The 26,776-nt window shown below is 72.0% G+C and carries 23 protein-coding genes; 10 read left to right on the top strand and 13 right to left on the bottom strand.

Annotated features, from left to right (window positions below):
- The first annotated feature begins 6 nt into the window (after positions 1-6).
- Both AB0N17_RS40480 and AB0N17_RS40485 read left to right on the top strand, forming a co-directional pair.
- Positions 7-384 carry an ATP-binding protein gene (locus AB0N17_RS40480; RefSeq protein ID WP_366016711.1) on the top strand — a complete coding sequence of 126 codons (378 nt, stop codon included), beginning with the start codon at positions 7-9 and terminating at the stop codon, positions 382-384.
- Positions 385-616: 232 nt separating this feature from the next.
- Entirely contained in the window at positions 617-1,465 is an 849-nt protein-coding gene (locus AB0N17_RS40485) for a SigB/SigF/SigG family RNA polymerase sigma factor (protein ID WP_366016680.1), read from the top strand.
- A 19-nt stretch (positions 1,466-1,484) separates the two neighbouring features.
- On the opposite strand, the gene AB0N17_RS40490 is transcribed toward AB0N17_RS40485, so the two are convergent.
- From AB0N17_RS40490 to AB0N17_RS40505, 4 genes are all read right to left on the bottom strand, one after another.
- Positions 1,485-3,707, bottom strand: coding sequence for an FUSC family protein (locus AB0N17_RS40490; protein WP_366016712.1), 2,223 nt, complete (start codon positions 3,705-3,707; stop codon positions 1,485-1,487).
- A gap of 175 nt (positions 3,708-3,882) precedes the next feature.
- Positions 3,883-5,256 (bottom strand): NAD(P)/FAD-dependent oxidoreductase, encoded by a 1,374-nt coding sequence (locus AB0N17_RS40495; RefSeq protein WP_366016681.1) that lies wholly within the window; start codon positions 5,254-5,256, stop codon positions 3,883-3,885.
- A gap of 229 nt (positions 5,257-5,485) precedes the next feature.
- Positions 5,486-5,920: an ATP-binding protein gene (locus AB0N17_RS40500; protein ID WP_366016682.1), complete on the bottom strand. Its 435-nt coding sequence runs from the start codon at positions 5,918-5,920 to the stop codon at positions 5,486-5,488.
- Between the two features lie 152 nt (positions 5,921-6,072).
- Positions 6,073-7,971 (bottom strand): AMP-dependent synthetase/ligase, encoded by a 1,899-nt coding sequence (locus AB0N17_RS40505; protein WP_366016683.1) that lies wholly within the window; start codon positions 7,969-7,971, stop codon positions 6,073-6,075.
- A gap of 151 nt (positions 7,972-8,122) precedes the next feature.
- On the opposite strand from AB0N17_RS40505, the gene AB0N17_RS40510 reads away from it, so the two are divergent.
- On the top strand, positions 8,123-8,356 hold the full coding sequence (locus tag AB0N17_RS40510; RefSeq protein ID WP_366016684.1) for a DUF6480 family protein: 234 nt from the start codon (positions 8,123-8,125) through the stop codon (positions 8,354-8,356).
- Positions 8,357-8,365: 9 nt separating this feature from the next.
- On the opposite strand, the gene AB0N17_RS40515 is transcribed toward AB0N17_RS40510, so the two are convergent.
- From AB0N17_RS40515 to AB0N17_RS40540, 6 genes are all read right to left on the bottom strand, one after another.
- Positions 8,366-9,454 carry a glutamate--cysteine ligase gene (locus tag AB0N17_RS40515; RefSeq protein ID WP_366016685.1) on the bottom strand — a complete coding sequence of 363 codons (1,089 nt, stop codon included), beginning with the start codon at positions 9,452-9,454 and terminating at the stop codon, positions 8,366-8,368.
- A gap of 94 nt (positions 9,455-9,548) precedes the next feature.
- On the bottom strand, positions 9,549-11,750 hold the full coding sequence (glgB, locus tag AB0N17_RS40520; RefSeq protein ID WP_366016686.1) for a 1,4-alpha-glucan branching enzyme: 2,202 nt from the start codon (positions 11,748-11,750) through the stop codon (positions 9,549-9,551).
- A gap of 2 nt (positions 11,751-11,752) precedes the next feature.
- On the bottom strand, positions 11,753-13,117 hold the full coding sequence (locus tag AB0N17_RS40525; RefSeq protein WP_366016687.1) for a maltokinase: 1,365 nt from the start codon (positions 13,115-13,117) through the stop codon (positions 11,753-11,755).
- 31 nt (positions 13,118-13,148) lie between these two features.
- Entirely contained in the window at positions 13,149-14,867 is a 1,719-nt protein-coding gene (gene treS / locus AB0N17_RS40530; RefSeq protein WP_366016688.1) for a maltose alpha-D-glucosyltransferase, read from the bottom strand.
- Positions 14,864-16,855 carry an alpha-1,4-glucan--maltose-1-phosphate maltosyltransferase gene (locus AB0N17_RS40535; RefSeq protein WP_366016689.1) on the bottom strand — a complete coding sequence of 664 codons (1,992 nt, stop codon included), beginning with the start codon at positions 16,853-16,855 and terminating at the stop codon, positions 14,864-14,866. Before AB0N17_RS40535 ends, treS begins: the two co-directional genes overlap by 4 nt.
- A gap of 109 nt (positions 16,856-16,964) precedes the next feature.
- On the bottom strand, positions 16,965-17,264 hold the full coding sequence (locus AB0N17_RS40540) for a DUF5133 domain-containing protein (protein ID WP_366016690.1): 300 nt from the start codon (positions 17,262-17,264) through the stop codon (positions 16,965-16,967).
- 329 nt (positions 17,265-17,593) lie between these two features.
- Between AB0N17_RS40540 and AB0N17_RS40545 the strand changes: the two genes are divergently transcribed.
- Both AB0N17_RS40545 and glgX read left to right on the top strand, forming a co-directional pair.
- Positions 17,594-18,106, top strand: a complete 513-nt coding sequence (locus AB0N17_RS40545; RefSeq protein ID WP_366016691.1) for a pep a2 — start codon at positions 17,594-17,596, stop codon at positions 18,104-18,106.
- Complete coding sequence (gene glgX / locus AB0N17_RS40550) at positions 18,103-20,358, top strand: glycogen debranching protein GlgX (protein WP_366016692.1); 2,256 nt, start codon at positions 18,103-18,105, stop codon at positions 20,356-20,358. The genes AB0N17_RS40545 and glgX overlap by 4 nt, the downstream gene beginning before the upstream one ends.
- A gap of 72 nt (positions 20,359-20,430) precedes the next feature.
- Here glgX and AB0N17_RS40555 read toward each other — a convergent pair whose 3' ends face one another.
- Positions 20,431-21,180: a VOC family protein gene (locus AB0N17_RS40555; RefSeq protein WP_366016693.1), complete on the bottom strand. Its 750-nt coding sequence runs from the start codon at positions 21,178-21,180 to the stop codon at positions 20,431-20,433.
- Between the two features lie 195 nt (positions 21,181-21,375).
- On the opposite strand from AB0N17_RS40555, the gene AB0N17_RS40560 reads away from it, so the two are divergent.
- On the top strand, positions 21,376-21,687 hold the full coding sequence (locus tag AB0N17_RS40560; RefSeq protein WP_366016694.1) for an ANTAR domain-containing protein: 312 nt from the start codon (positions 21,376-21,378) through the stop codon (positions 21,685-21,687).
- A gap of 47 nt (positions 21,688-21,734) precedes the next feature.
- Here the strand turns inward: AB0N17_RS40560 and AB0N17_RS40565 are convergent, their stop codons facing one another.
- On the bottom strand, positions 21,735-22,526 hold the full coding sequence (locus AB0N17_RS40565; protein WP_366016695.1) for an RNA polymerase sigma factor SigF: 792 nt from the start codon (positions 22,524-22,526) through the stop codon (positions 21,735-21,737).
- Between the two features lie 261 nt (positions 22,527-22,787).
- On the opposite strand from AB0N17_RS40565, the gene AB0N17_RS40570 reads away from it, so the two are divergent.
- From AB0N17_RS40570 to AB0N17_RS40585, 4 genes are all read left to right on the top strand, one after another.
- Entirely contained in the window at positions 22,788-23,273 is a 486-nt protein-coding gene (locus tag AB0N17_RS40570; RefSeq protein ID WP_366016696.1) for a MarR family transcriptional regulator, read from the top strand.
- A gap of 46 nt (positions 23,274-23,319) precedes the next feature.
- Positions 23,320-24,291, top strand: coding sequence for an ATP-binding cassette domain-containing protein (locus AB0N17_RS40575; protein ID WP_366016697.1), 972 nt, complete (start codon positions 23,320-23,322; stop codon positions 24,289-24,291).
- On the top strand, positions 24,251-25,096 hold the full coding sequence (locus AB0N17_RS40580; RefSeq protein ID WP_366016698.1) for an ABC transporter permease: 846 nt from the start codon (positions 24,251-24,253) through the stop codon (positions 25,094-25,096). Before AB0N17_RS40575 ends, AB0N17_RS40580 begins: the two co-directional genes overlap by 41 nt.
- 190 nt (positions 25,097-25,286) lie before the next feature.
- Complete coding sequence (locus tag AB0N17_RS40585) at positions 25,287-25,814, top strand: hypothetical protein (protein ID WP_366016699.1); 528 nt, start codon at positions 25,287-25,289, stop codon at positions 25,812-25,814.
- A 6-nt stretch (positions 25,815-25,820) separates the two neighbouring features.
- Here the strand turns inward: AB0N17_RS40585 and hemC are convergent, their stop codons facing one another.
- Positions 25,821-26,762 (bottom strand): hydroxymethylbilane synthase, encoded by a 942-nt coding sequence (gene hemC / locus AB0N17_RS40590; RefSeq protein ID WP_366016700.1) that lies wholly within the window; start codon positions 26,760-26,762, stop codon positions 25,821-25,823.
- Between the last annotated feature and the right edge of the window lie 14 nt (positions 26,763-26,776).

The raw sequence follows: 26,776 nt of genomic DNA on the forward strand, positions 1-26,776 counted from the left end.
CGCCGGCTGCCGGGCCGGCCGGCCGACGCCCGCAGAACCGTGCGGCACGCGGTGAACGAGGGATGCCGGGCCCGCGCCCTGGCTTGCAATCCCGAGGCCATGGAGGACGTCCTCCTCGTCACCTCCGAACTCACCACCAATGCGATCCTACACGGCGGCGGCATCACCGGCTTCGACGTCGACGTCGAAGCCGGCGGCGTACGGGTCTCGGTGAGCGACCGCAGCGACGAGGTCCCCGTGGCGACCCCGCCCGTGGACGAACGCGGCCGGTTCACGCCCGGCGGACGTGGCTGGCCCATCGTGTGCCGGCTGGCGCGGGACGTCAGCGTGGCGGAACTGCCCCGCGGCGGCAAGCGCATCACGGCCGTCGTGCCGCTGCACTGAAACCGGTGCGGAAGTTCCGCCGGTCCGGCGTTTGCCCACCGGGTCGAGGGGCAGACGGAATCTCGTGCTTCGGACCGGAGGCGCGCGCCCAGCGGGGACACCCCGGCTGCCTGGGCCCCCTCTGGCGGGCCGGGTGGCTGACCCGCGGCGAACCCTGACACCACCGTTCGGGCCGAGGCCGGGACCCGAGTTCCCGGCCATGCCCTGAAACCACGTTCAGGAGCGATTCCGCATGCTGACCGACATGTCGACAAGCCGTCCCGGCACGCAGGCCCCCGCCTCGGGCGGACCCGCCCGGCGGACCCACGACGACGCGCCCGAGACCGCGGAGCTGTTCGCCCGGCTGGCGGAACTCGACGACGGCCCCGAGCGGGACGCCGTACGGGACGAACTCGTCACCGCCTGGCTGCCGATGGCCCACCGGATCGCCGGCCGCTTCCGCGACCGCGGCGAGTCCGTCGAGGATCTGCGCCAGGTGGCGGCGCTCGGGCTGGTGAAGGCCATCGACCGGTTCGACCCGTCCCGCGGGGCCTTCGAGAGCTATGCCGTGCCCACCATCACCGGTGAGGTCAAGCGGCACTTCCGCGACCGGATGTGGGCCCTGAGGGTGCCCCGCCGGGTGCAGGAACTGCGCAACCGGGTGCGGGTGGCCCGCCGGGAACTCACCCAGCACCCCGGCAGCCCCGAACCCACCGTCGCCGCCGTCGCCGCGCACACCGGCCTCTCGGAGGAGGACGTCGCCGCGGGCATGGAGGCGCTGGAGAGCTTCAGCACCCTGTCCCTGGACGCCGAACTGTCCAGCGGCGACGACGGCTACAGCCTCGCCGACACGCTCGGCGCGGCCGACGCCTCCTACGACGTCGTGGTGGACCGCGAGGCCGCCAAGGAGGGGCTGCGCCGGCTGCCCGAGCGGGAGCGGGCCATCCTCTACATGCGCTTCTTCGAGGACATGACGCAGAGCCGCATCGCCGACCAGCTCGGCATCTCCCAGATGCACGTCTCCCGGCTGATCAGCCGCAGCTGCGCCCGCGTCCGCGAGGAGGTCATGGGCCGCCGCCCCACCGGCGACGGCCGGGCCTGACCCGGCGGGCGCCACGGCGTCACCGTGTCGGCTGCGCCGGACCGCCGGCCAGGCCCAGCGGCCGGGCCAGGCCGGAGACCGCCTCGTCCAGGCGCTGCAGATGCCGCAGCACCCGGTCGGTGACCCGGCCGTAGCGCGGTGTGCGCAGGGTGCCCGGCTCCAGCATCGACGCGATGCTGGGGCCGGACTCGATCTCCGCCTCGGACCGCGGGTCGGCGACGTGCGCGGCGATCGCCTCGATGTTGTGCACGATCCGCCCGCAGACGCCGCGCAGCCGCGGGTCCGCCGCGATCGACGGATGCGTCGGCAGCAGCTCGGCCGTGGCCGCGAGGGACCGCGCGTGGTACGCGCACGTCTCCAGCAGCGCCACCACGTACCGTGCGGTGTCGCGCCGCGAGCGCAGCGGGGTGATCGGATGGGTCAGCGGCTGGGTCGCCCCGCGCAGATCGGCCAGCGCCTGGTCCAGATCGCGCGCCCGCTCCATCAGATCGGCGCCCGCGCCACCGCTCAACTGGTCGACGGCGCCCCGGGTGACGTCCGCGAGCCGGCCGAGCGTCGCGACCAGCAGGTCGTTGGTACGGCGGTCGGTGTGGACCGGCAGCACCACCGCCGCCGCGATCACCCCGCAGGCCGCGCCGAGCGCCGTCTCCTCCACCCGCAGCACCAGCACCGCCATGCTGTAGGTGTTCAGCAGCGTGTACAGCAGCCCCAGCATCGCCGTGACGAAGAACGACATCAGCGTGTACGACAGGGGCGCGGTGTAGAACATCGCGAAGATGAACACGAGCACCAGGCCGAACGCCGTCCACGTGTGGTGCCCGACCAGCCCGGCGAGTCCGATACCGGCCACGACACCGAGCACCGTGCCCAGCAGCCGCCGGTAGCCCTTCACCAGGATCTCGCCGGTGGAAGCGGTGTTGAGGAACACGATCCAGCAGGTCAGCACCGCCCAGTACCAGCGCTGGCTGGACAGCAGCTCGCCGCCGGCGATGGCCAGCGAGGAGCCGACGGCCACCTGGACGGCGGCCCGGGTGGTGGGCCGCCGCAGGCCGGTCGGCTCCGGCTGCTCCGGTTCGCTCTCCTCACCGGCCTCGATCGCGGCGTCCTCCGCGTCCAGCTCCTCGCGCGAGCGGGTGGTCGCCGGGCTGTCCGCGGACTCGTCCTGCGGCCCGTCGAGCGCGAGCCGCAGCCCCAGCGCGGCCCGGGCGGCCTCGCCGAGGCCACGGAAGACGTCCTGCACGGCCGGGGACGCCTCGGGCAGGTTCTCCTCGTCGCGGTAGCCGAGCAGCCGGTTGCGGACCTGGGCGAGCGCGGTCCCCGACGCCTCGCATGACGGCCGCAGCGCCAGCATCCGCAGCGCCCGCAGGTCCCGGCGCAGCGCGGCCGTCGCGTCGTCCCGCACCGGCAGCTCACCCCCCAGGGGCAGCGGAGCGCCGGGCAGGTGCAGGGTGAGGGTGTCGGTCCGCTGGGCGCTGCGCGCGGTGAGCAGCAGCAGCCCCAGCCGTTCCGCGGTGATCTCGGCGTCCGCGGTCCGGCGCTGCAGCAGCCGGGCCACCGCCTCGTCGGAGGTGCCGTCCTCCAGCCGGCCCTGGATCATCAGCGCCGTCTCGTGCAGCCGCGCGGTACCGGTGCGCAGCTCCTCGAGGACCTTCTCCACGTCGCCCGGCCCGGCGTCCAGCAGTTCGGCCTGGCTGGCGATCAGCTGCCCGAGCCGGGCGCGGAAGGCCCGCCGCAGCCGGTCCAGCGTGCCCGCCGGGGTCTGTGGCAGCAGCACGAACCGGGCGGCGGCGCTGCACACGAACGCCACGCACAGGACGCCGTACAGCGCGGGCAGCGTGGCGCTCGTCGCGTGCACGAACAGCGAGAGGAAGTAGATCTGGAACCCGATCAGCCCCAGCGCCGTACCGCGGTCCCCGAACCGGCGGCCGTAGACCGCGCAGGAGATGAGGACGACGAAGAACAGGTCCCCGGCGACGACCCGTTGGTTGAGCAGCGCGCCCAGCGACAGTGAGGCCAGCGCCACGGGCAGACCGAGGGCCAGCGTGACGGCCTGGGGCGAGCGCTGCTTCTCCCGCACGGCGAAGGTGGCCACCATCGCCGCCATGGCGCCCGCGACCAGCTGGGGCACCGGCACCCGCAGGACGGCGAGGACGGCGAGGGTGAGGGCGATGGCGGTGACCGTGCGCAGTCCCGCCGTGAGCCGGAGCAGCCCGGGATCGGACGCCGCGAGCCGGTCCCACATCCGTACCCGTCCCGACCGTCCCGCTGTCCTCACGCCGCCGTGCTCTCTCCCGTGCCGGAAATCGATCTACGACCCAGCATCGCACGCCGGCCCGGACTCGCCCGCACGCCGAACACAGGGGAGGACCGCCGGCCCGCTGGGGGACGATCGGCGGTCCTCGGTGCTCCGGATCGGATCAGGGACTCTCGATCGCCTTGCCCTCCACGCAGGACCGGACCTGTTCCGGCGTCAGGTACGAGTCGGTGTACTCGAAGTCCTTCAGCCGGGCCGGCTTGCGGGCCTGGAAGCCGGTGCGGACGAAATCGTCGCCCGCCGCCGCGTTCAGCAGCCAGTTGGTCATCACCCGCGCCTTGGCCACGTTGGTGCGCAACGCCGACCAGTGGTAGCCGCGGGCCACCGCCTGGGCCGCCAGCCCGCGCAGCTCGATGCCGAGCGGCTTGGACACCGCGTCCTTGCCGCCGAGGTCGACGACGAGCCCGAGGTCCTTGTGCACGTACGGCTGCATGGCCTGGCCCCGCAGGGTCGCGATGACGTTCTCGGCGACGTGCCTGCCCTGGCGCATGGCGTGCTGGGCGGTGGGCGGGCAGACCGCGCCGTCGCCCTTGGCCAGATCCGGCACGGCGGCCGAGTCGCCGAGCGAGAACACCCCGTCGTGGCCCGGCAGACACATCTCGGCGGTGACGGCCAGCCGGCCCCGTACGGTCTCCGCGCCGAGCGTGGCCATCAGCGGGCTGGCGACCACACCGGCCGTCCAGATCAGGGTGTGCGTCGGCACCACCCGTCCGTCGGTGAAGGTGACCTCCTCCGCACCGGCCTTGTCGATCGACACCCCGAGCGAGACATCGACCCCGCGCCGCTTCAGGATCTCCTGCGCACTGCGCCCGAGCTTCTCGCCCAGCTCCGGCATGAGTTTGGGCGCGATGTCGATCAGGTGCCACTTGATCAGGCCCGGGTCCAGCCGCGGATAGCGCTGGACGGCGGCGTGCGTGAGCCGTTGCAGGCAGGCGGCGGTCTCGGTGCCGGCGTACCCGCCGCCGACCACCACGAACTGCAGCCGTGCGGCCCGCTCGGCCGGGTCGTCGCTGGCGTCGGCCAGGTCGAGCTGCGCGATGACGTGGTCGCGGATGTAGGCGGCCTCGGCCAGGGTCTTCATCCCGAAGGCGTGCTCGGTGAGCCCCGGGATGTCGAAGGTGCGGGTCACACTGCCCGGTGCCAGCACGATGTAGTCGTACGGTTCGTTGACGATCTTGTCGGTGATGGTGCGGACGACGCACACCTTGGCCTTCAGGTCCACCCCGATCGCGCCGCCCGGGATGATCCGGGTGCGGTACTTCCTGCTGCGGCGCAGGGACAGGGCGATCGACTGCGGCGTGAGCACGCCGGAGGCGACCTGAGGCAGCAGTGGCAGGTAGAGCTGGTAGGAGAACGGCGTCACCAGGGTGACGTCGGCCTCGTCGGGGGCGAGTTTGCGCTCCAGGCGGCGGACGCACTCGACTCCGGCGAAGCCTGCGCCAACCACCAGGATCCTGGGTCGTGTCACGGTGTCCATCCCTCTCTGCGGCTCCAGGCGGTCCGACTCGACGCCGTTCGCATGCCCTGGATCGCTGTGCACCAACGTCGATCCCACCGTGCCCCTGGCCGTCCCGCCAGCTGGGCGCGGCAGGCAGACGAACGCGTGAGCACCAGCATGCCCCGGCTGGAAGGGAGTAACCGGTTGTCGCACGGATACACGTCGCACACGCGCTCCGGTCGCCGCCGGCCGGCCTCCCGGCGCGCCGTCACCAGGGCAGGAAGACGTGGATGTCCTTGCCCTCGTCGTGGACCACCACGCTGACCTGGGTGCACAGCGTGTGCACCAGGTGCCAGCCGATGCCGCCACCGCCCGTGCGCGGATGGAAGGGGCGGGGCTCCGGTGTGACCGTGTTCGTGTCCCGCATCGTCACGTGCACCCCGTCGAAGGTGCGGCGCATCCGCAGCGCGAACGGCCCGGGCGCGTACTGGATCACGTTGGCGGCCAGCTCCGTCACCACCAGCAGGATGTCGTCCCAGTACTCGTGCGCACCCGGCGGCGCGTCCCGGGCGAGGTCACAGAGGAAGTCCTCCGCGGCGAGCCGCGCCTCCGTGACGTTGCGCAGCTCACCCGGGAAGGAGAACGTCCGCTCGTTCCTGTCCTCCGCGGGCGGTGTGTCGTCCCAACGCGGCTCCGTCGCCATCTCGCTTCCCCGGTTCCGGCCGGCCAGGCGCCCTGTGCGGCTCCTGCCGGCGGAACGGTCATAGTCGCCGGTCTCTCCCTGCGCTGCGGGTTCCCACAGCCGGGCAGGCTATCCGTCCGCCCCTGCCCGGCGCTCGGTGCGGGTACACCTCCTCAGCGGAAGACGTCGTCCGGATCGTCCCAGTCGGCAGGCTCCTGCGGACCGCGCCCCGCCCGGGAACGCGCCAGATACATGGCGTCGATCTCCCCGGCGTAGTGCCGCACGATCGCGTCCCGGCGCAGCTTCATCGACGGCGTGAGCAGTCCGTTGTGCGGTGCGAAGGAATCCTGGAGGACACGGTAGACCCTGATCGACTCCGCGCGGGACACGGCGCTGTTGGCGGAGGCCACGGCCCGCGCGATCTCCTCCCGCAGGGCGTACTCCTCGCGCGTCTCCCGGCCGGAGGTGTCGCCCTGCAGCGTGAGGCCGGCCCGCCAGTGCGCCAGGAACTCCGGGTCCAGCGTGATCAGCGCGCCGACACACGGCCGGTCGTCACCGATGACGACCGCCTGGTGGACCAGCGGGTGCAGCCGCAGCCGCTGCTCCAGCGGCGCCGGGGCGACGCTCTTGCCGCCGCTGGTGACGATGATGTCCTTCTTCCGCCCGGTGATCGTGAGATAGCCCTCGGAGTCCAGCCGCCCGATGTCCCCGGTGGCCAGCCAGCCGCCGCGCAGCGCGGCCCGGGTCGCTAGCTCGTCGCCGACATAGCCCTGGAACACCGACGGCCCGCGCACCAGGATCTCCCCGTCGTCGGCCACCAGCACCTCGGTGCCCGGCAGCGGCCGGCCCACGGTCCCGGACTTCTCCCGGCCGAGCGGCTGCATGGTGATCCCGCCGGAGGTCTCGGTGAGGCCGTACCCGTCGTGGATGTACAGCCCGATGCCCTCGTAGAACAGGCTCAGTTCACGGCTGAGCGACGAACCGCCGGACGTGCCGCGCAGCACCCGGCCGCCGAGCGCCGCCCGCAGCCTGCGGTACACCGTCCGCTCGTACAGAGCGTGCTGCAGCCTGAGCTCCAGCCCGGGTCCCGGCCCGGTGCCCAGCCGCCGGCGCTCCTCGGCCCCGGCGAAGTCCCGCGCCGTCTGCGCGGCCCGCTCGAACAGGGCCCCGCGGCCCGCCTGGTCCGCGGTGCGCAGGAACTTCTTGTAGAGCTTCTCGAACACCGAGGGAACGCCGTACAGATACGTCGGGCGGAACGTGCTCAGCGCCGACGCCAGCGCCGCCTCGGTCAGCTCCGGCTCGTGCCCCATCAGGACCCCGCCGCGTACACACGTGAGCATGATCATCATGCCGTAGACGTGGGAGAACGGCAGACAGGCCAGCACGGACGGGCGTTCGCCCGGGGGAGCCGCCGTGTGCGCCCAGCCCGCGAGCAGGGTGTCGCAGGGGTAGGCCAGGCCCCGGTGGCTCAGGGCGCAGCCCTGCGGGCGGCCGGAGGTCCCGGAGGTGTAGACGACGGCCGCCGTGGCGTCCGGCAGCACGATCCGGCGCAGCGACTCCACGGTGGTGTACGGCACGTCCGCGCCCCGGGCCGCGAGTTCGGGCAGCGCGTCCGCGTCCAGCTGCCAGACGTGGCGCAGCCGCGGCAGCCCGGCGCACACCGTGCCGACGGTCATGGCGCCCTGCTCGTCCTCGACGACGACGGCCACGCAGCCGGCGTCCCGCAGGATCCACTCGACCTGGTCGCGCGCGGCGGCCGGGTGGATGGGGACGACCTCGGCGCCCACGGCCCACAGCGCGTGGGCGAGCACCGTCCACTCGTAGCGGGTGCGGGCCATCAGGGCCACCCGGTGGCCGGGCGAGATCCCGGCGGCGACCAGCCCCTTGGCCAGGTCGACCACCTCGTCCCGCACCTCGACCGCCGTCACCTCCTCCCACCGGCCGGCGGCGGGGTCGGCGCGGCGTGCGAGAAGGGGCAGGGTGGGGCTCAGGTCCGCCGTGTCGAAGACGCTGTCGGCGAGGCCGCCGGTGAGCGAGGGGGTGACGGCTGGAGCGAGGGCGACGTCCCGCATGCGCTGCTCCCGGGGTGTACGGAGGGTCACTCCGCCGACCGGCTCGGTGTCGGCGGTGCTCGAATGTAGCCCAGGTGGCAGCGTTCGGTGCCCGTTACGGTGAAGTCGTGATCGGCTGATGATGTGGGCGTGTCCTGGGGACTCGGCAGACATGAGTCATGTGAACCCCGATCCGGAACCCGAACGCACCACAGGGCTGGAACCCGGAGGCGGAGTCCCGCCCGGCGAGACCCCGCCCGCCGAGAGCAGCCTGCCCGAGGCCGGGCCCCGGGAGCCGCACGTCCAGCGCAGAGGGTGGGCCAAGGCGCCGCTGACGCTGATCCTGATCCTCGTCGTGCTGATCGCGGCCTTCTTCCTGGCCTACGCCCTGGCCCTGATCCTGTGACGCCGTCGCTCAGCCCTGCGTGCGGTGCACGCACTCGGTGACGACCTCCCGCAGACTGCCGGTGCGCTCCAGCAGCGTGCGCTGCTCCCGCGCGCCGTTGCCGCGGCTCAGCAGGGTGGCCAGGCCCTGTTCGGCCTGGGCCGCGTCGCCGGTGTCGGTGAGCGCGTCCCCGGCGTACTCCAGCAGAGACCACAGGACGTCCCGGGCGGCCCTCGGCTCCATCGTCACGGGATCCAGCAGATCCTCCTCCACACCGGAGCGCGCGGCCTGCCAGGCGGCCAGCCGGAGCAGGCTCACGCTGTGGTCCAGCGGAGGCCGGCCCGCCCGCCAGTCGCGTGCGGCCGTCTCCACCAGGGCGCGGGTCAGCGTGGCGATCAGCACGGCGGTCTCCGCGCACAGGCACACGTCCGACACCCGCACCTCCACCGTCGGATAGTGGGCGGACAGGCGTGCGTCGAAGTAGACCATCGCCTCGTCGAGGATGACGCCGGTGGCCACCATGTCCTTCACACGCCGGTGGTACCGCTCGGGAGACGCGAACAGTTCCGTCGGCCCGGCCGACGGCCAGCGCTCCCACACCCGGGTGCGATAACTGGCGTAGCCGGTGTCACCGCCCTGCCAGAACGGCGAGTTGGCGCTGATCGCGGCCAGCACGGGCAGCCACGGCCTGAGCCGGTCGAGGACCGCGACGCCCTCCTCGTCGGACTCCACCGAAACATGCACATGGCAGCCGCAGACGAGCTGGTCCCGGGTGCCGACCCCGTACCGGTCGGCCAGCCACAGATACCGGTCGTTCACGGTCAGCGAGGGGCTGACGGGCAGCGGGGAGCTGGCGAGCGCGGCGACCGCGCAGCCGAACCGCCCTGCGTACCCGGCCGCCTCCTTGCGGCAGCGAACGATCTCCGCGCCGAGGTCCCCCATGTCCGACTGCGGATGCGTGGCGAACTCCAGCATCTGCCCGAACAGCTCCTTCTCGAACACGTCCTGTCCGGGATCCTCGTGGGCGGCACGGGCGAGCACGGCCGCGGCCAGCGCCTTCGGGTCGCCACTGGCCGGATCGACCAGAAGGAGTTCCTCCTCCACTCCTACGGTGCGCACGGGGGGCCGCCCTTCTTCAGTCCGTGCCTCGGGGGCAGTCGTGGGTCTGTACGACCCCGACTGCCCCCGGGACGGCCGCCGACACCTGCGGCTCTCAGTGCTCAGGGGTCAAAAACAGCGTGGCCAGCGGCGGCAGGGTGAGGCTCAGGAACCCGTCCTCGGGCTTGGCCGGCCCCGCGGCGGTGATCCCGCTGCCGCCGTAGCGGACGTCGTCGGTGTTGAGCCTCTCCTGCCAGGCCGGCACGCCGTCGGGCACCCACAGCCGGTAGTCGTGCCGGACCACGGGGGAGAAGTTCGACACGGCCAGCAGCGGTGACCCGTCCGCGGCGAACCGCAGGAACGCGAAGACGTTGTCGTCCGCGGCGTCGCACAGCAGCCACCGGAAGCCGCCCGGGTCGGTGTCCCGCTGCCACAGCGCCGGCGTCGCCCCGTACAGGACGTTCAGGTCCCGCACCAGACGCTGCACACCGCGGTGGTCGCCGGCGGACGCGTAGCCGTCGTCGAGCAGCCACCACTCGGGGCCGTGCGCCTCGGACCACTCGGCGCCCTGGGCGATCTCCTGTCCCATGAAGAGGAGCTGCTTGCCCGGGTGGGCCCACATGAAGCCCAGGTAGGCGCGGTGGTTCGCGCGCCGCTGCCACCAGTCGCCCGGCATCTTCGACACCAGCGCCTGCTTGCCGTGCACCACCTCGTCGTGGGAGATCGGCAGCACGTAGTTCTCGCTGTAGGCGTACACCATCGAGAAGGTCATCTCGTCGTGGTGGTACTTGCGGTGCACCGGCTCCTTCTGGATGTACTGGAGCGAGTCGTGCATCCAGCCCATGTTCCACTTCAGCCCGAAGCCGAGCCCGCCGCTGTCCGTCGGCCGGGTCACCCCGTCCCACGCGGTGGACTCCTCGGCGATGGTGACCACGCCCGGGCAGCGCCGGTAGACGGTGGCGTTCATCTCCTGCAGGAAGGCCACCGCGTCCAGGTCCTCCCGCCCGCCGAACACGTTCGGCTCCCACTGGCCGGAGTCCCGCGAGTAGTCGAGGTAGAGCATCGAGGCGACGGCGTCCACCCGCAGCCCGTCGATGTGGAACTCCTCGCACCAGTACACGGCGTTCGCCACGAGGAAGTTGCGCACCTCGGTCCGCCCGAAGTCGAACTCGTACGTCCCCCAGTCCGGATGCTCCGCCCGCCGGTCGTCCCCGGGCTCGTACAGCGGATCCCCGTCGAACCGGGCCAGCGCCCAGTCGTCCTTGGGGAAGTGCGCCGGCACCCAGTCCATGATCACGCCGAGGCCGGCCCGGTGGCAGGCGTCCACGAAGTACCGGAAGTCGTCCGGCGAGCCGAGCCGGGGCGTGGGCGCGTAGTAGGAGGTGACCTGATAGCCCCAGGAGCCGCTGAACGGGTGCCCGGCGACCGGCATCAGCTCGACGTGCGTGAAGCCCATCTCCTTGACGTACGCGGGCAGTTCCTCGGCCAGCTGACGGTAGGACAGGCCGGGCTTCCAGGACGGCAGATGCACCTCGTACACGGAGAACGGCGCCTGGTGCACGGGCGTGTCACCGCGGTGCGCCATCCACTGCGCGTCACCCCACACGTACCCCGACGCCGTGACGACCGACGCCGTGTCCGGCGGCACCTCCGTGCGCCGCGCCATCGGGTCGGCCTTGAGGAACCGGTGGCCGTACCGGGAGGTGATCTCGAACTTGTACCGGGTGCCCTCGCCGATCCCGGGCAGGAACAGCTCCCACACCCCCGAGGCGCCGAGCGAGCGCATCGGGTACTGGGTGCCGTCCCAGTACGTGAAGTCCCCGGCCACCCGCACCCCTTGGGCGTTCGGCGCCCACACGGTGAAGCGGGTGCCGGCCACGCCCTGGTGGGTCATCGGCTCGGACCCGAGCGCCCGCCACAGCTGCTCGTGCCGGCCCTCCCGGATCAGGTGCAGGTCCAGCTCGCCCAGCGCGGGCAGGAAGCGGTACGGGTCGTGCACCTCCTGCTCAGCGTCGTCGTAACCCACCAGCAGCGTGTACGACGGGATCTCCGGGTACGGCAGGACGGCCGCGAACAGACCGCCGCCCTCCGAACGGAGCGGTGTGCGCACGCCCTCGACCACGACGCTCACCGCACGGGCGTTCGGGCGCAGCGCCCGGAACAGCGTGCCGCCCGGCACCGGGTGGGCGCCGAGCAGGGCATGCGGATCATGGTGCGCGCCGCCGAGCAGGCGGTCGCGGTCGGCGGGGTCCAGCGGCACGGCCGTGGCCGGCGCGGGACCCGCGGACTCCGGAAGCGCGGTGTCGCGCAGTGCCATCGTCAGCCTCCCCACACGGCGAGCCGCTTGATCGCGGCCATCGGAACAGGCAGCCAGTCCGGCCGGTGTCTCGCCTCGTACAGCACCTCGTACACCGCCCTGTCGGTCTCGTGCGCGCGCAGCAGCGCGTGCTTCTTACGGGGATCCCAGCCCGCGCGGGCCGCGTAGCCCGCGCAGAACGCCTCCCGGCAGCGGCGCGCCCACTCGGGTCGCCAGGGGCGGCGCTGCCGGGCCGCGTAGTCGAAGGAGCGCAGCATGCCCGCCACGTCCCGCACCGGGGACTGCGGGGCCCGCCGCTCGGCGAGCGGCCGGGACGGCTCGCCCTCGAAGTCGATGACGAACCAGTCACGGCCGGCCCGCAGCACCTGCCCGAGGTGCAGATCGCCGTGGATGCGCTGGGCGGGCGGCCCGGCGTCGCACGTGGCGAGCGCCGCGAACGCCGCCCGGAGCCCCGGCACGTAGGGCCGCAGCCCCGGCACGGCGTGCGCGGTGGCCTCCAGTCGTGCGCACATCTCCTGCGCGATACGGCCGTGTTCGCCCCGTCCGGCCGGCGGGAGGGCCTCCGCCAGCGCCAGGTGCACCTCGGCCATGGCCCGGCCCAGCTCACGGGCCTCGGCGGTGAAGTCGTCGCCGGCCGCGAGCGCCCGCAGCGCCAGCGTCCAGCCATCGGTCGCGTCCGGCAGGAACGGCTGCAGCACCCCGAGCGTGGCCGGGCGCGGCGCCGTCGTACCGAACCACGCCACCGGTGCGGGCACCCGGGTGCACCCCTGCTCGGCCAGTGCCGCGGACACCTCCAGGTCCGGATTGACCCCCGGCTGGATCCGGCGGAACAGCTTCAGGATGTACGCGTCGCCGTACACGATCGAGGTGTTGGACTGCTCGGCGTCCAGCAGCCGCGGCGGCAGCCCCCCGGGCACCTCGACGGCCGGGTCCGCCTCGAACCGCAGCGGCCCCGCCGCGCCCGGCCGACGCAGCCGCTCCAGCAGCAGATGGGCCGAGCGCGGGTCGTGCAGCGCGTCGTAGACCATGAGCCCGGCCAGCGGCCCCTCCACGGCCCGCCCGATGAACGCCCGCTCCAGGCGCGGCGCGAGGCGCTCGCGCAGGCCCAGCACCAGCTGGTAGCAGTCACCGGGCAGCGGGGTGCCGCCGGGCGTGGGCACCGGCGCGTGCGAGGCGTGCACCAGCAGGTGCAGGCAGCCCGGGAACAGCTCGGTGACGGACAGCACCGACAGATCGGTGACGGGCCGGTCCTTGCCCGCGAACCAGCGTTGCCTCGGCAGCCAATCGCGCAGCAGCCCGCCCAGCGACGTCAGGGGCCCGTCGAGGCCGGTCGCCGTTCTCGGTCGGACCGTGATGGTCTTCGGCATGGTGACGCGTCCTTTCCTCGGCGCCGTGTGCTCAGCGGCGGCGACCGATGCGGGATGCGACTCGGGTGAGCCGGAACCAGTAGAAGCCGTGGCCCTGCAGGGTCAGCAGGTAGGGCAGTTCACCGATGGCGGGGAAGCGGACCCCGCCGATCAGCTCGACCGGGTGCCGCCCGTCGTAGGCCCGCAGGTCCAGTTCGGTGGGCTGGGCGAAGCGGGAGAAGTTGTTCACGCACAGCACCAGGTCGTCGCCGTACTCGCGCAGGAAGGCGAGCACCGCCGGGTTGGAGGACTGCAGTTCGGTGAACGAGCCGAGGCCGAAGGCGGGGTTCTGCTTGCGGATCTCGATCATGCGGCGCGTCCAGTGCAGCAGGCTGGACGGGGAGGACATGGAGGCCTCGACGTTGGTGACCTGGTAGCCGTAGACCGGGTCCATGATCGTGGGCAGGTAGAGCCGTCCCGGGTCGCACGTCGAGAAGCCGGCGTTGCGGTCGGGTGTCCACTGCATCGGCGTGCGCACCGCGTCGCGGTCGCCGAGCCAGATGTTGTCGCCCATGCCGATCTCGTCGCCGTAGTAGAGGATCGGTGAGCCGGGCAGGGAGAGCAGCAGGGCGGTGAACAGCTCGATCTGGTTGCGGTCGTTGTCGAGCAGGGGCGCGAGGCGGCGGCGGATGCCGATGTTGGCGCGCATCCGCGGGTCCTTCGCGTACTCGGCCCACATGTAGTCGCGCTCTTCGTCGGTGACCATCTCCAGGGTCAGCTCGTCGTGGTTGCGCAGGAAGATCCCCCACTGGCAGTTGTCGGGGATGGCCGGTGTCTTGGCCAGGATCTCCGAGACCGGGTAGCGGGATTCCCGGCGTACGGCCATGAAGATGCGCGGCATCACGGGGAAGTGGAACGCCATGTGGCACTCGTCGCCGCCGGAGGCGTAGTCGCCGAAGTAGTCGACGACGTCCTCCGGCCACTGGTTGGCCTCCGCCAGCAGCACGGTGTCCGGGTACATCGCGTCGATGTCCCTGCGCACCCGCTTGAGGAACTCGTGGGTCGCCGGCAGGTTCTCGCAGTTGGTGCCCTCCTCCGCGTAGAGGTAGGGGACCGCGTCCAGGCGGTAGCCGTCGATGCCCAGGTCCAGCCAGAAGCGCAGGGCGGCCAGGATCTCCTCCTGCACGGCCGGGTTCTCGTAGTTGAGGTCCGGCTGGTGCGAGAAGAAGCGGTGGAAGTAGTACTGGCCCCGCACGGGGTCGAAGGTCCAGTTGGACGCCTCGGTGTCGACGAAGATGATCCGCGCGTCCTCGTACTGCTTGTCGTCGTCCGCCCACATGTAGAAGTCCCCGTACGGGCCGTCGGGGTTCTTGCGGGACTCCTGGAACCACGGGTGCTGGTCGCTGGTGTGGTTCATGACGAAGTCGATGATCACGCGCATGCCGCGCTGGTGGGCGGCGTCCACGAACTCCACGAAGTCGGCGAGGTCGCCGAACTCCGGGAGGACGGCGGTGTAGTCGGAGACGTCGTACCCGCCGTCCCGCAGCGGTGACTTGAAAAACGGTGGCAGCCACAGACAGTCCACGCCGAGCCATTGCAGGTAGTCGAGCTTGGCGGTGAGGCCCTTCAGGTCGCCGACGCCGTCGCCGTTGCTGTCCTGGAAGGAGCGGACGAGCACCTCGTAGAAGACGGCGCGTTTGAACCACTCGGGGTCCCGGTCCTTGGCGGGTGTGTCCTCGAAGGTGTCCGGTACGGGTTCGTTGACGGTCATGAGGCTGCGGGCCCTCCGTTCTGGGGCGTCGATCGCCCGACGTGGAGCACGTGCGCCGGCGCGCTGCCGGGCGTCAGACGCACGTAGTTGGTCCTGCCCCAGTGGTACGTCTCACCCGTCAGTTCGTCGTGCACGGACAGGGTGGCGTGCCAGTCCAGGCCGAGTTGCGGCATGTCCAACGAGACCGTGGCCTCCTGGGTGTGGTGCGGGTCGAGGTTGACGACCACGACGACCGTGTCCGTTCCCGTGCTCTTGCTGTAGGCGAGCACGGCATCGTTGTCGGTCTGGTGAAAGCGGAGATTGCGCAGGCGCTGTAGCGCGGGGTGCCGCCGCCTGATGTCGTTGAGGCGGGTGATGAGGGGCGTGATCGTCCGCCCCTCCTGCTCGGCCTTCTGCCAGTCGCGTGGCTTGAGTTGGTACTTCTCGGAGTCGAGGTACTCCTCGCCGCCCTCCCGGAGGGGGGTGTTCTCGCACAGTTCGTAGCCGCTGTAGATGCCCCAGGCGGGGGAGAGGGTCGCGGCCAGCACCGCGCGGACCTCGAAGGCGGGCCGGCCGCCGTGCTGGAGGTAGGCGTGCAGGATGTCGGGGGTGTTGGCGAAGAAGTTCGGCCGCATCCAGGCCGCCGCCTCGCCCGTCAGCTCGCTGAGGTACTCCGTCAGCTCCTGCTTGGTGTTGCGCCAGGTGAAGTACGTGTACGACTGCTGGAAACCGATCTGGGCGAGGGTGTGCATCATCGCCGGCCGGGTGAACGCCTCCGCCAGGAAGATCACGTCCGGGTCCTTGCGGTTGATCTCGGCGATCACCCGCTCCCAGAACACGACCGGTTTGGTGTGCGGGTTGTCGACCCGGAAGATCCGCACCCCGTGCCGCATCCAGTGCCGCAGCACGCGGACGGTCTCCGCGACCAGCCCGTCCATGTCCGCGTCGAAGGCGATCGGGTAGATGTCCTGGTACTTCTTCGGCGGGTTCTCCGCGTAGGCGATCGTCCCGTCCGGGCGGTGGTGGAACCACTCCGGGTGCTTGTGCACCCACGGATGGTCCGGGGAGCACTGCAGCGCGAAGTCGAGCGCCACCTCCAGGCCCAGCCTGCGGGCCTCGGCGACGAAGAAGTCGAAGTCCTCCAGGGTGCCCAGGCCGGGGTGGACGGCGTCGTGGCCGCCCTCGGGCGAGCCGATCGCCCAGGGCACGCCCACGTCGTGCGGGCCGGGGGTGAGGGTGTTGTTGCGGCCCTTGCGGAACGTCGTGCCGATGGGGTGGACGGGGGGCAGGTAGACGACGTCGAAGCCCATGGCGGCGATGGGCTCCAGCCGGCGGGCCGCGGTGCGGAAGGTGCCGTGCGGCTGCTCGGCGGTGCCCTCGGAGCGGGGGAAGAACTCGTACCAGGAGCCGTACAGGGCCCGTTCGCGCTCCACCAGCAGCGGCATCGGATCGGAGGCGGTGACCAGCTCCCGCAGCGGATACCGCGCCAGGACCGACTCCACCTCCGGGGCCAGCGCCGCCTTCAGCCGGTCGTGGACCGACAGGGAGTCGTCGCCGAGGGCGTGCGCGGCGGCCAGGACGACGGCGCGCTCCGGGCCCTTGGGCACCCCGGCGGCGGCACGCTCGTACAGCTCCGCGCCCTCCTCCAGCACCAGGCCGGTGTCGATCCCGGCCGGCACCTTGACCGACGCGGTGTGCCGCCAGGTCGCCAGCGGATGGCTCCACGCCTCCACACGGAAGGTCCAGCGGCCCGTCGCGTCCGGCGTGACGTCAGCGCCCCAGAGGTCGCTGCCGGGGGACAGTTCGCGCATCGGCGTCCACGGGCCACGGCGGCCCTTCGGATCACGCAGGACCACATTGGCACCCACGGCGTCGTGCCCTTCGCGGAACACGGTGGCCGTGACCTGAAAGGTCTCCCCGGCCACCGCTTTCGCCGGGCGCCTGCCGCACTCCACGGCCGGCCGGACGTCACGTACCGGTACACGGCCGATGGCCGGGGTCCTGCGCATGGATCTCACCTCCGCCGTGCGCGAAGCCGGGCACCCGGCCCGGCTTCGCGATCCGAGAGACGGGCCGGCCGCGCCGGACCCGTGGGGGAACGCCTTGTACGGTGCCAGGTCAGGGGCTTGGCGCCGTGGAACGCCGCTCCGGTGGCGACGCTCTTCTCGCCGCTCGGCGCGGCTGCGGCCGCCCGTCCTGCTCGCGCAGGTAGGTGACCAGGTTGGTGCGCAGATAACGCTCCGCCGCGTCCGCGGCCTCGCGGGCGCAGCGTTTGCCCATCAGGACACACAGCGTGTAACCCGAGTCCTCGAAGGTGGCCCGGACCGTGCGGTCGTGGGGCGAGGCGAGCATCACGCGCTCCCACGCCCGGTAACGCCGCAACTGCCGGGCCACTTCGGCCTTGGCGGGGAGCAGCATGGCCCTCTTCACCTTCCACGCTCTCGACTGGGCGCGTTCCCGACGGTCGGGTGGTGGCCGCGCAGGGGTGGGCGCGGCACCGTTACGGCGATCGAGGCTTTCACTTATGGTGCACGGACGACGACCCAGCGTCTTGTTGGACCTTCAACAACGTGTGGCGTGTCGGGTGCTCGTGTTGCACGAATGGCGTAGTGGCCTCACCGTGGAGGTGACTCTGAAGCGATAACCGCTCACGCTTTGTGTCCGGGACCTCTCCCGGACAGGCGATCCGGGATCCCTCCCGGACGGGCGAGGGGAGCGAGAGCTTCGCCGGTGAGGAGCAAGCGACGATGAAGACCGCAGTGCCCTGCTACTACCACCTCGACGTGGAAGTCAGCCCGGACCGGGTGGGACAGGTCAGCCGCATCCTGGCCGCCCATCTCCACTACTGGGACCTCGAGAACCTCGTGGACCCCGTCTGCCGCGGCGCCGAACTGCTGCTGCGGGCGATCGACGAGCACGCGACCGACAAGCACACCTCGATCGAGATGTGGTGGAACGGCCAGCACCTCATCACCGCCTTCGGGGACGACGACCCCGACCTGCGCCCGGACCAGGACCTGCGGGCCTGTCTCGCGGACATCGCCGCGATGAGCGACGGCTGGGGGTGCTGTGCCTCCGAGAGCGGCAGCAAGATCATCTGGTTCTCGCAGCGCGCCCGCTCCGGCGAGCGCGTGCCCCTGGTGCCCGTCGCCCCCGCCCCCACCCTGCGAACGGGCCTGCAAGTACCGCGCGAAGAGCCCGTGGCGGTGCTGGCCGCCCCTGCGGCCGCTGTCGACGACGCCCTGGAGGGCAGCCTGTGACGCCCCGCAAGACGCGCGAAGGGGTGCCCGTGTGGAGCGGGCACCCCTACCCGTTGGGTGCCACCTTCGACGGGCAGGGCACCAACTTCGCCCTGTTCAGCGAGGTCGCCGAGCGTGTCGAGCTGATCCTGCTCGACGACGCGGGCACGGAGACCCCCGTCCCGCTGTACGAGGTCGACGGCTTCGTCTGGCACGCCTATCTGCCCGGCATCGCCCCCGGCCAGCGCTATGGCTACCGGGTGCACGGGCCCTGGCAGCCCTCGCTCGGCCACCGGTGCAATCCGGGGAAGCTGCTGCTCGACCCGTACGCCGGCGCCGTGGACGGCCAGATCGACAACCACGCCTCCCTGTACGAGCGCGCCCCGGACGGACCCGCCCCGGCCGACAGCGCCGGGCACTCGATGCTCGGCGTGGTCACCGACCCGTACTTCGACTGGGGCGACGACCGGCCGCCGCGCACGCCGTACGCGGACTCGGTGATCTACGAGGCGCACGTCCGCGGCCTGACCCGCACCCACCCCGAGGTCCCGGAGCGGCTGCGCGGCACCTACGCCGGCCTCGCCCACCCCGCCGTCATCGAGCACCTCACCTCGCTCGGCGTGACCGCGGTGGAGCTGATGCCGGTGCACCAGTTCGTGCAGGACGGCATCCTGCAGGACCGCGGACTGTCCAACTACTGGGGCTACAACACCATCGGGTTCTTCGCCCCGCACAACGCCTACGCCGCCTTCGGCAGCCGGGGCCAGCAGGTCAACGAGTTCAAGGCGATGGTGAAGGCACTGCACGCGGCCGGCCTCGAAGTGATCCTCGACGTGGTCTACAACCACACCGCCGAGGGCAACGAGATGGGCCCCACGCTGTCCTTCCGGGGCATCGACAACGCCTCCTACTACCGTCTGGTCGACGGCGACTGGGGGCACTACTACGACACCACCGGCACCGGCAACAGCCTGCTGATGCGGCACCCGTACGTCCTGCAGCTGATCATGGACTCGCTGCGGTACTGGGTCACCGAGATGCACGTCGACGGCTTCCGCTTCGACCTCGCGGCCACCCTGGCCCGGCAGTTCCACGAGGTGGACCGGCTGTCGGCGTTCTTCGACCTGATCCAGCAGGACCCGGTGATCAGCCGCGTCAAGCTGATCGCCGAGCCGTGGGACGTGGGGGAGGGCGGCTACCAGGTCGGCAACTTCCCGCCGCTGTGGTCGGAGTGGAACGGCAAGTACCGGGACGCCGTACGGGACTTCTGGCGGGCCGAACCCGGTTCGCTCGGCGAGTTCGCCTCCCGGCTGACCGGCTCCTCCGACATCTACCAGCACAGCCGGCGCCGGCCGCGCGCGAGCGTCAACTTCGTCACCGCGCACGACGGTTTCACGCTGCGCGACCTGGTGTCGTACAACGACAAGCACAACGAGGCCAACGGGGAGGAGAACCGGGACGGCGAGAGCCACAACCGGTCCTGGAACTGCGGCGCGGAGGGCGAGACCCGCGACCCCGCCGTCCTCGAACTCCGCGCCCGCCAGCAGCGCAACCTGCTGGCCACGCTGCTGCTGTCGCAGGGCATCCCCATGCTCTGCCACGGCGACGAACTCGGCCGCACGCAAAGGGGCAACAACAACGCCTACTGCCAGGACAACGACCTGTCCTGGATCCACTGGAAGCCGACGCAGGAGCAGCAGGCCCTCACGGACTTCACCCGGCATCTGATCGCCCTGCGCGCGGCCCACCCGGTGCTGCGCCGCCGCCGCTTCTTCCGCGGCGAGACCGCGACCAACGCCGAACAGCCGCTGGCGGACCTGATGTGGCTCAGGCCCGACGCGCGCGAGATGACCGACCGGGACTGGCAGCGCGACGACGCGCACTCGGTCGGGGTGTTCCTCAACGGCGACGCCATCGCCGAACGCGACTCCTACGGACGCCGCATGGTCGACGACTCGTTCCTGCTGCTCGTCAACGGCTACTGGGAGCCGGTCGACTTCCGGCTGCCCGACGACTCCTTCGGCGAGCGCTGGACGACCCTCGTCGACACCGCCGACCCGGACGGCGTCCCCGATGAACGCGAACGCAAGGCGGGCACCAGGCTCCGCGTGGAGGCGCGCAGCCTGATCCTGCTGTCGCGTCCCTCGCTGCCCGCACGCCCCTCTCCCCCCGCACGGCAGTCACGCAAGTCCCGGGGGTCCGGTGGGGCTGGTGGGAGCCGCAGTTCCCGTGGGGCTCGTGGGGCCCGCGGGTCTCGTGCGACTGGGAAGTAGCCGACCGGCCACGTTCCCGTCGTCGCCGGCGCCGCAGGTCCCGTGGTCCCGGGTCCTGCGGCGCCCCGCTGCTCAGCGGGTCCGGCGGGTGACCGTGAACTGGGCTCCGTCGGCGTCCCGCAGGATGGCCTCGTCCTCGCCCTCGCTCAGTACGCTGCCGCCGTGCTTCTCCGCGGCGCGGGCGCAGCCGGGCACGTCGTTCACGGAGAAGTGGATCTGCCAGTGCGGCCTCACGGACGGGTCCGGGGCCGCCTCCACCGCGCCCGAGTCGATCCGCGCCACGATGTCGCCCTGACTGCGCAGCACCACCTCGCCGTCCGCGTACTCGACCTCGCAACCGCCCGTCGCCCAGTCGAGGATCTCGCCGTAGAAGATCGCGGAGTCGAAGGCGTCGCGGGTGTGCAGCCGCACGAAGGTCGGTGCCGCCCGCCGCCACACCTCCCAGTTGGAGACCAGCTCGCCCTGCCAGATCCCGAAGGTGGCCCCGTCCCGGTCGGCGAGCAGGGCGGCCCTGCCGGGCGGGAAGGACAGCGGGCCGACGGCCGCCGTACCCCCGCGCTCCCGGGCCCGGGCCACGGCCACGTCGGCGTCCCGCACGGCGAAGTACGGCGTCCAGGCCACCGCCATCTGCCACATCGCGGCGACGGCGGCGATGCCCGCGACCGGCACACCGTCCGCGAGCGCGATCCGGAAGTGCTCACCGAGCTTGGCACCGCGCCAGCGCCAGCCCAGCACGGCCGTGTAGAAGTCCTGCGTGGCCTCCAGGTCGCGGCTGGTCAGACTGACCCAGCAGGGGGCACCGAAGACGGACTGCGTCGACATGACGTCCCTCCGTCTCGTTCCGCCTCCGGCGCTCGGTCCGCCGCTGACAGGGGTCTCTTGGTTCATGGCAGTCGCGTCCTGCTCTCGGGGCCCGGCGGCCACCGTTCTTCCACCAGTGTCCGGCCGGAAGGGGCTCGGGTGCCTGTCGAGTACCCCCGGTGGCAGGGGGGCAGGCCACCGAGGACGATGGGAAGCATGGGAGGAACCGATGCGGACCGCGTCGTCGAGCTTCAGGCGCAGGTCGACCAGTTGAAGGAGGCCGTGACCTCCCACGCCGTCGTCGACCAGGCGATCGGCATGATGGTGGCCCTCGGCAGGGTGACGCCGGACCAGGGCTGGCAGGTGCTCAAGGAAGTCTCCCAGCACACCAACATCAAGCTGCGCAACATCGCGGAGCTGATCCTGATCTGGGGGCGCCGGGGCGACATCCCGGACGACGTCCGCGCCGAGCTGGAGGACGCCCTGGACCGCTACGGGCCGACGCAGGTACCCGGGACCACGGAGTGAGGCCGCGCGGGAGACGGGGAGTGAGGCCCCGCGGGAGACGGTGAGACTCAGCGGGCCTCCGCGAGCAGCTCCTCGCGGAGTCGGTCGAAGCAGCCGCTGAGCAGCCGGGAGACGTGCATCTGCGAGATACCGAGCTGCTCGGCGATGCGGCTCTGGGTCATCCCGCCGAAGAACCGCAGGTAGAGGATGGTGCGCTCACGCTCGGGCAGCGCCTCCAGGCACGGTTTGACCGCCGCCCGGTCCACGACGAGGTCGTACCCCGGGTCCGGCCCGCCCAGTGAGTCCCCGAGCGCGTAGCCGTCGGTGCCGGCCACCTCGGCATCGAGGGACAGCGCCGAGAAGCACTCCAGTGCCTCCATGCCGGTCCGCACCTCGTCCTCGGTGAGCCGGGTGAACGCGGCGATCTCGGCGACGGTGGGGGGACGGCCGGAAGTGGTCTGCGCCATCTCCTTCACGGCGCTGCGGACCCGGTTGCGCAGGTCCTGCACCCGGCGGGGGACGTGCAGGGTCCACATGTGGTCGCGGAAGTGGCGCTTGATCTCTCCGGTGATGGTGGGGACGGCGTACGCCTCGAAGGCCCGGCCCCGGTCCGGGTCGTAGTGGTCGACGGCCTTCACCAGGCCCAGCGCGGCCACCTGGTACAGGTCCTCCAGGGCCTCGCCCCGGCCGCGGAACCGCACGGCGATCCGCTCCGCCATGGGCAGCCACAGCTCGACCAGTTCGTCCCGGAGCGCCTGCCGTTCGGGGCCGTCGGGCAGCTGCGCGAGCCGCGCGAAGGACTCACCCGTGTCCGGGGCGTCGTCATGGGGATGGGGCTTCGTGCTGCCGGTGACACGCATGGTGCGCACCTCTCTCAGCAGGTGCTGGATGGACAGACACCGTGGGAGGTGCACTCGGACCATGGATAGGACACCGGGGCGTCCGGCGATGCCGGGTCCCACGGACGTGCCTCCTGTCCGAAGCACTTAGGGTCACATTCCCCGTTCGGGGCATCTCAAAACAATTACGTACATATCGGCTGTCCGGGATGCCCGGGATGTCCGGGCTGTTCGGGCTGTCCGGGCTCTGCATTACCTCTGTGACAGAGGTAATCTTCAGGAGTGGAACGCGAAGCGGTGCGCAAGACCCCGGCGGCCACCCGGACCTTCCCGGAGGAGCTGGCCGACGCGCTCGTACGGCTCCAGCGGCTGGTCCGGCGCCGGCTGCGCGCCGGACTCGCAGAGCCCCGGCTGCGGGGTGCCGAGGTGGAGCTGCTGCGGCTGGTCGAGTCCCGGCCCGGTGTCGGCATCTCGGACGCGGCCAGGGAGCTGCACCTGGCGGGCAACTCGGTGTCGACGCTGGTCAACCAGCTGGCCCGGGACGGCTACCTGGTCCGGGAGACCGACCCCGCCGACCGGCGCGCCGCCCGCTTGCTGCTGACCGGGGCCGCCGAGAGCCGGCTCGAGGACTGGCGGCGCCGCCGCGCCGACCTGGTCGGACGCCATGTCGCCCGGCTCTCCGAGCCCGACCGCGAGGCCCTGCGCGCGGCCCTGCCGGCCCTGCGCAGGCTGGCCGCGTCCCTGCACGACGACCCCGACGAACCGTGACCGCGGCCCACGCCGGGCCCAGCCGCACGCCGAAGGCGGAGGAACCATGACGAGCGACCCCACGCCCGCGCCGGCCACCACGACCGGACCTCCGGCCACTCCCGCCGAAGCCGCCGGAACCGGGTTCTCGGTCACCCCGGCCGACGCGGCGGACACGTTGCGCACTCCCACGGAATCCGCCGGCTGCGCGGACGACCGCGCCGAAGCCGTCACCTGCGCCGCGCTGGCCTACTGCTTCGGGGACACCCGGGCCGTCGACGGGCTCGAGCTGGGGGTGCGCGAGGGGGAGGTGTTCGGGCTGCTCGGACCCAACGGGGCGGGGAAGACCACCGCCATCCGGTGCATCACCACCCTCCTGCCGGTGCCCGCCGGGACGGTCCGTGTCTTCGGCCGCGACGCCGCGAAGGAGCGGATGGCGGTCCGGCGGCTCCTCGGATACGTCCCGCAGCAGCTGTCCGCCGACAGCGGGCTCACCGGCCGCGAGAACGTCGCCCTGTTCGCCCGCGTCTTCGACGTGCCCCGGCGCGAGCGGGCCGCACGCGTCGCGCAGGCCCTCGACGCCGTCGGCCTCGCCGAGGCCGCCGACCGGCTCGCCGGCACCTACTCCGGCGGCATGGTCCGCCGGCTCGAACTCGCCCAGGCCCTGGTCAGCGCCCCCCGTCTGCTCATCCTCGACGAGCCCACCATCGGCCTGGACCCGATCGCCCGCACCGGTGTCTGGGAGCACATCAACGCCGTCCGCGCCGCCACCGGCATGACCGTCCTCGTCACCACCCACTACATGGACGAGGCCGACCAGTACTGCGACCGGGTCGGCCTGATGCACCGCGGCCGTATCCGCGCCCTCGGTACCCCGGCCGAGCTGCGCCGGGGCCTCGCCGAGCGCCGCGGCACCGCCATCCTGCCCACGCTGGAGGACGTCTTCCGCGACGTCGCCGGAAGTGGTCTCGACGCCCCCTCCGGAGGAGGTTTCCGCGATGTCCGAAGCACCCGCCGTACCGCGCACCGCGTCGGCTGAGGGCACGCAGCTGCTGCTCACCCCGCCCCGGCCCCGCGCCGGCTGGCGGCTGCTGCCCGCCCGGGTCGTCGCCCTGTGCGCCGTCGAGCTGCAGAAGCTGCGCCACGACCGCACCGAGCTGTACACCCGCGCGGTGCAGCCCGCCCTGTGGCTGCTGATCTTCGGTCAGACCTTCACCCGTATCCGCGCGATACCCACCGGCGGCATCCCGTACATCGACTACATGGCGCCCGGCATCATCGCCCAGTCCGCGATGTTCATCGCCATCTTCTACGGCATCCAGATCATCTGGGAGCGCGACGCGGGCATCCTCAACAAGCTCCTCGTCACCCCCACCCCGCGCTCGGCGCTGATCACCGGCAAGGCGTTCGCCGCCGGGGTGAAGTCACTGGTCCAGGCGATCGTCGTGATCGTCATCGCCGCCGTGCTCGGCGTCGCCCTCACCTGGAACCCGCTGAAGCTGCTCGGTGTCGCCGGCGCGGTGGTCCTCGCCTCGGCGTTCTTCTCCTGTCTGTCGATGACCATCGCGGGCGTCGTGCTCAGCCGCGACCGGCTGATGGGCTTCGGCCAGGCGATCACCATGCCCCTGTTCTTCGGCTCCAACGCCCTCTACCCCGTATCGGTGATGCCGGGCTGGCTGCAGGCCGTCAGCAAGGTCAACCCGCTGAGCTATCAAGTCGACGCCCTGCGCGGCCTTCTCCTCGGCACCCCGGCACATCTCGGCGCCGACTTCGGGGTGCTGGTGGTGGCCGCCGCGCTCGGCATCACCGCGGCCTCCTCACTGCTCGGCCGGCTCGCCCGCTGATCTTGCCGCGGACGTGATGTGCGGCACGCACGCGCACCCCTGCCGGGACCGCCGCGAACGGATTCTTCCTGGGCAGCGCTTGATCACCGATCAAAGCGGGTGAATTCGCTGGCCACAGCGCATTCTGCTCATTTGACAGTGCGCTGAGCACACAGATAGACAGCAGCTCTCGAAGGTCGAGAGGGGCACTGTGTACGAGCCGAACGTGGTCGGGGACTGGCACGAGTACGACGAGCATGCCGGTCTGCGGGTCCGCGTCCACCGCCTGGAGGCCGCCGAGCCGCCACGCGGACGCGACGACGCCGCCGCCGGGCTGACGTACTTCAGCGTCCGGGTGACGGTGGAGAACCGTGGCGCGCGCCACTACGGCATCCACCTGGAGGACGGCCAGATCGACGTCCGGGTGGGCCCCGACGGCGAGGGCGCCTTCATCGACTGGCGCAACTCGCAGTTCATCGAGGGCTTCGACGTCTACCCGCTGCGCCGGGCCACCGCCGTGCTCTACGCCGCCGCGCCCGAGGCCGCCCTGACCCACGTGGACGTCCAGGTGCAGCTGCGGGTGGACGAGGAGTGGGCCGAGCGCCGGCTGTGGGCGGGCGGCATCGGCGCCCTGGAGGCGACCGCGACGGCCGCCCCCACGAGCACCGGGCAGGGCAGTCTGGCCCACCAGGTCAGCGCCTTCCTGCGGGACCAGACGGAGCCCGGCACCACCGCCTGACGCCGGTCAGTGCGGGATGCCGTCGATGATCTCCCGGGCGCCCTGCCGCAGCAGCGCCACCGCGACCGAGGTGCCGAGGGTCGCCGGATCGAGCCGGCCCGCCCACTCGTGGGCGTTCAGCCGGGTCTTGCCGTCCGGGGTGAAGACACAGGCCCGCAGGGACAGTTCCCCGCCGCGGTCCACGCGCGCGTAACCGGCGATCGGGCTGTTGCAGTGTCCCTGCAGCACATGCAGGAACATCCGCTCGGCCGTAGCCTCCCGGTGGGTGTCCGGGTCGCCGAGCCCGCTGACCGCGTCGATCAGGTCGGCGTCGTCCTCGCGGCACTGCAGGGCCAGGATGCCCGCGCCGATCGGCGGCATCATCGCCTCCGGCGACAGCACCTCGCTGATCACGTCGGTCCGGCCGATCCGCTCCAGCCCCGACACCGCCAGCAGCAGCGCGTCCGCCTCGCCGGCGGCGAGCTTCTCCAGCCGGCGGTTGGCGTTGCCGCGGAACGGCACGCACTCCAGGTGCGGGTGCGTGGCGGCCAGTTGGGCGACGCGACGCACCGAGGAGGTGCCGATCCGGGTACCGGCCGGCAGCTCGTCCAGGGTGAGCCCGCCCGGGTGCACCAGCGCGTCCCGGACGTCGTCCCGCTTCAGGAACGCGGCGAACACCGTCCCGGCGGGCAGCGGCCGGTCGGCGGGCACGTCCTTGACGCAGTGCACCGCGAGATCCGCCTCCCCGGCCAGCAGAGCGGCGTCCACCTCCTTGGTGAACGCCCCCTTGCCCTCGACCTTGGACAGATCGCCGAGCCACTTGTCGCCGGTGGTCTTCACCGGCACGACCTCGGTGCGCACACCCGGGTGCAGCACGGCCAACTCGGCGCGGACCCGCTCGACTTGGGCCAGGGCCATGGGTGAGTCGCGGGAGACGATTCGGATCAGTTCGGGAACCGGCATGCGCACACGATAGACCTTCG

It is taken from the genome of Streptomyces sp. NPDC051133 (assembly GCF_040682635.1).
Classification (GTDB): Bacteria; Actinomycetota; Actinomycetes; order Streptomycetales; family Streptomycetaceae; genus Streptomyces.

Bases quoted from the DNA above. Each gene is read 5' to 3' on its own strand.
- glgB (WP_366016686.1), bottom strand. From the start codon at position 11,750: ATGGCACTGCGCGACACCGCGCTTCCGGAGTCCGCGGGTCCCGCGCCG.
- AB0N17_RS40485 (WP_366016680.1), top strand. From the start codon at position 617: ATGCTGACCGACATGTCGACAAGCCGTCCCGGCACGCAGGCCCCCGCC.
- treS (WP_366016688.1), bottom strand. From the start codon at position 14,867: ATGACCGTCAACGAACCCGTACCGGACACCTTCGAGGACACACCCGCC.
- AB0N17_RS40525 (WP_366016687.1), bottom strand. From the start codon at position 13,117: ATGCCGAAGACCATCACGGTCCGACCGAGAACGGCGACCGGCCTCGAC.
- AB0N17_RS40535 (WP_366016689.1), bottom strand. From the start codon at position 16,855: ATGCGCAGGACCCCGGCCATCGGCCGTGTACCGGTACGTGACGTCCGG.
- AB0N17_RS40555 (WP_366016693.1), bottom strand. From the start codon at position 21,180: ATGTCGACGCAGTCCGTCTTCGGTGCCCCCTGCTGGGTCAGTCTGACC.
- AB0N17_RS40510 (WP_366016684.1), top strand. From the start codon at position 8,123: ATGAGTCATGTGAACCCCGATCCGGAACCCGAACGCACCACAGGGCTG.
- AB0N17_RS40505 (WP_366016683.1), bottom strand. From the start codon at position 7,971: ATGCGGGACGTCGCCCTCGCTCCAGCCGTCACCCCCTCGCTCACCGGC.
- AB0N17_RS40540 (WP_366016690.1), bottom strand. From the start codon at position 17,264: ATGCTGCTCCCCGCCAAGGCCGAAGTGGCCCGGCAGTTGCGGCGTTAC.
- AB0N17_RS40580 (WP_366016698.1), top strand. From the start codon at position 24,251: ATGTCCGAAGCACCCGCCGTACCGCGCACCGCGTCGGCTGAGGGCACG.
- AB0N17_RS40495 (WP_366016681.1), bottom strand. From the start codon at position 5,256: ATGGACACCGTGACACGACCCAGGATCCTGGTGGTTGGCGCAGGCTTC.
- AB0N17_RS40565 (WP_366016695.1), bottom strand. From the start codon at position 22,526: ATGCGTGTCACCGGCAGCACGAAGCCCCATCCCCATGACGACGCCCCG.
- AB0N17_RS40490 (WP_366016712.1), bottom strand. From the start codon at position 3,707: ATGTGGGACCGGCTCGCGGCGTCCGATCCCGGGCTGCTCCGGCTCACG.
- AB0N17_RS40545 (WP_366016691.1), top strand. From the start codon at position 17,594: ATGAAGACCGCAGTGCCCTGCTACTACCACCTCGACGTGGAAGTCAGC.
- AB0N17_RS40500 (WP_366016682.1), bottom strand. From the start codon at position 5,920: ATGGCGACGGAGCCGCGTTGGGACGACACACCGCCCGCGGAGGACAGG.
- AB0N17_RS40575 (WP_366016697.1), top strand. From the start codon at position 23,320: ATGACGAGCGACCCCACGCCCGCGCCGGCCACCACGACCGGACCTCCG.
- AB0N17_RS40560 (WP_366016694.1), top strand. From the start codon at position 21,376: ATGGGAGGAACCGATGCGGACCGCGTCGTCGAGCTTCAGGCGCAGGTC.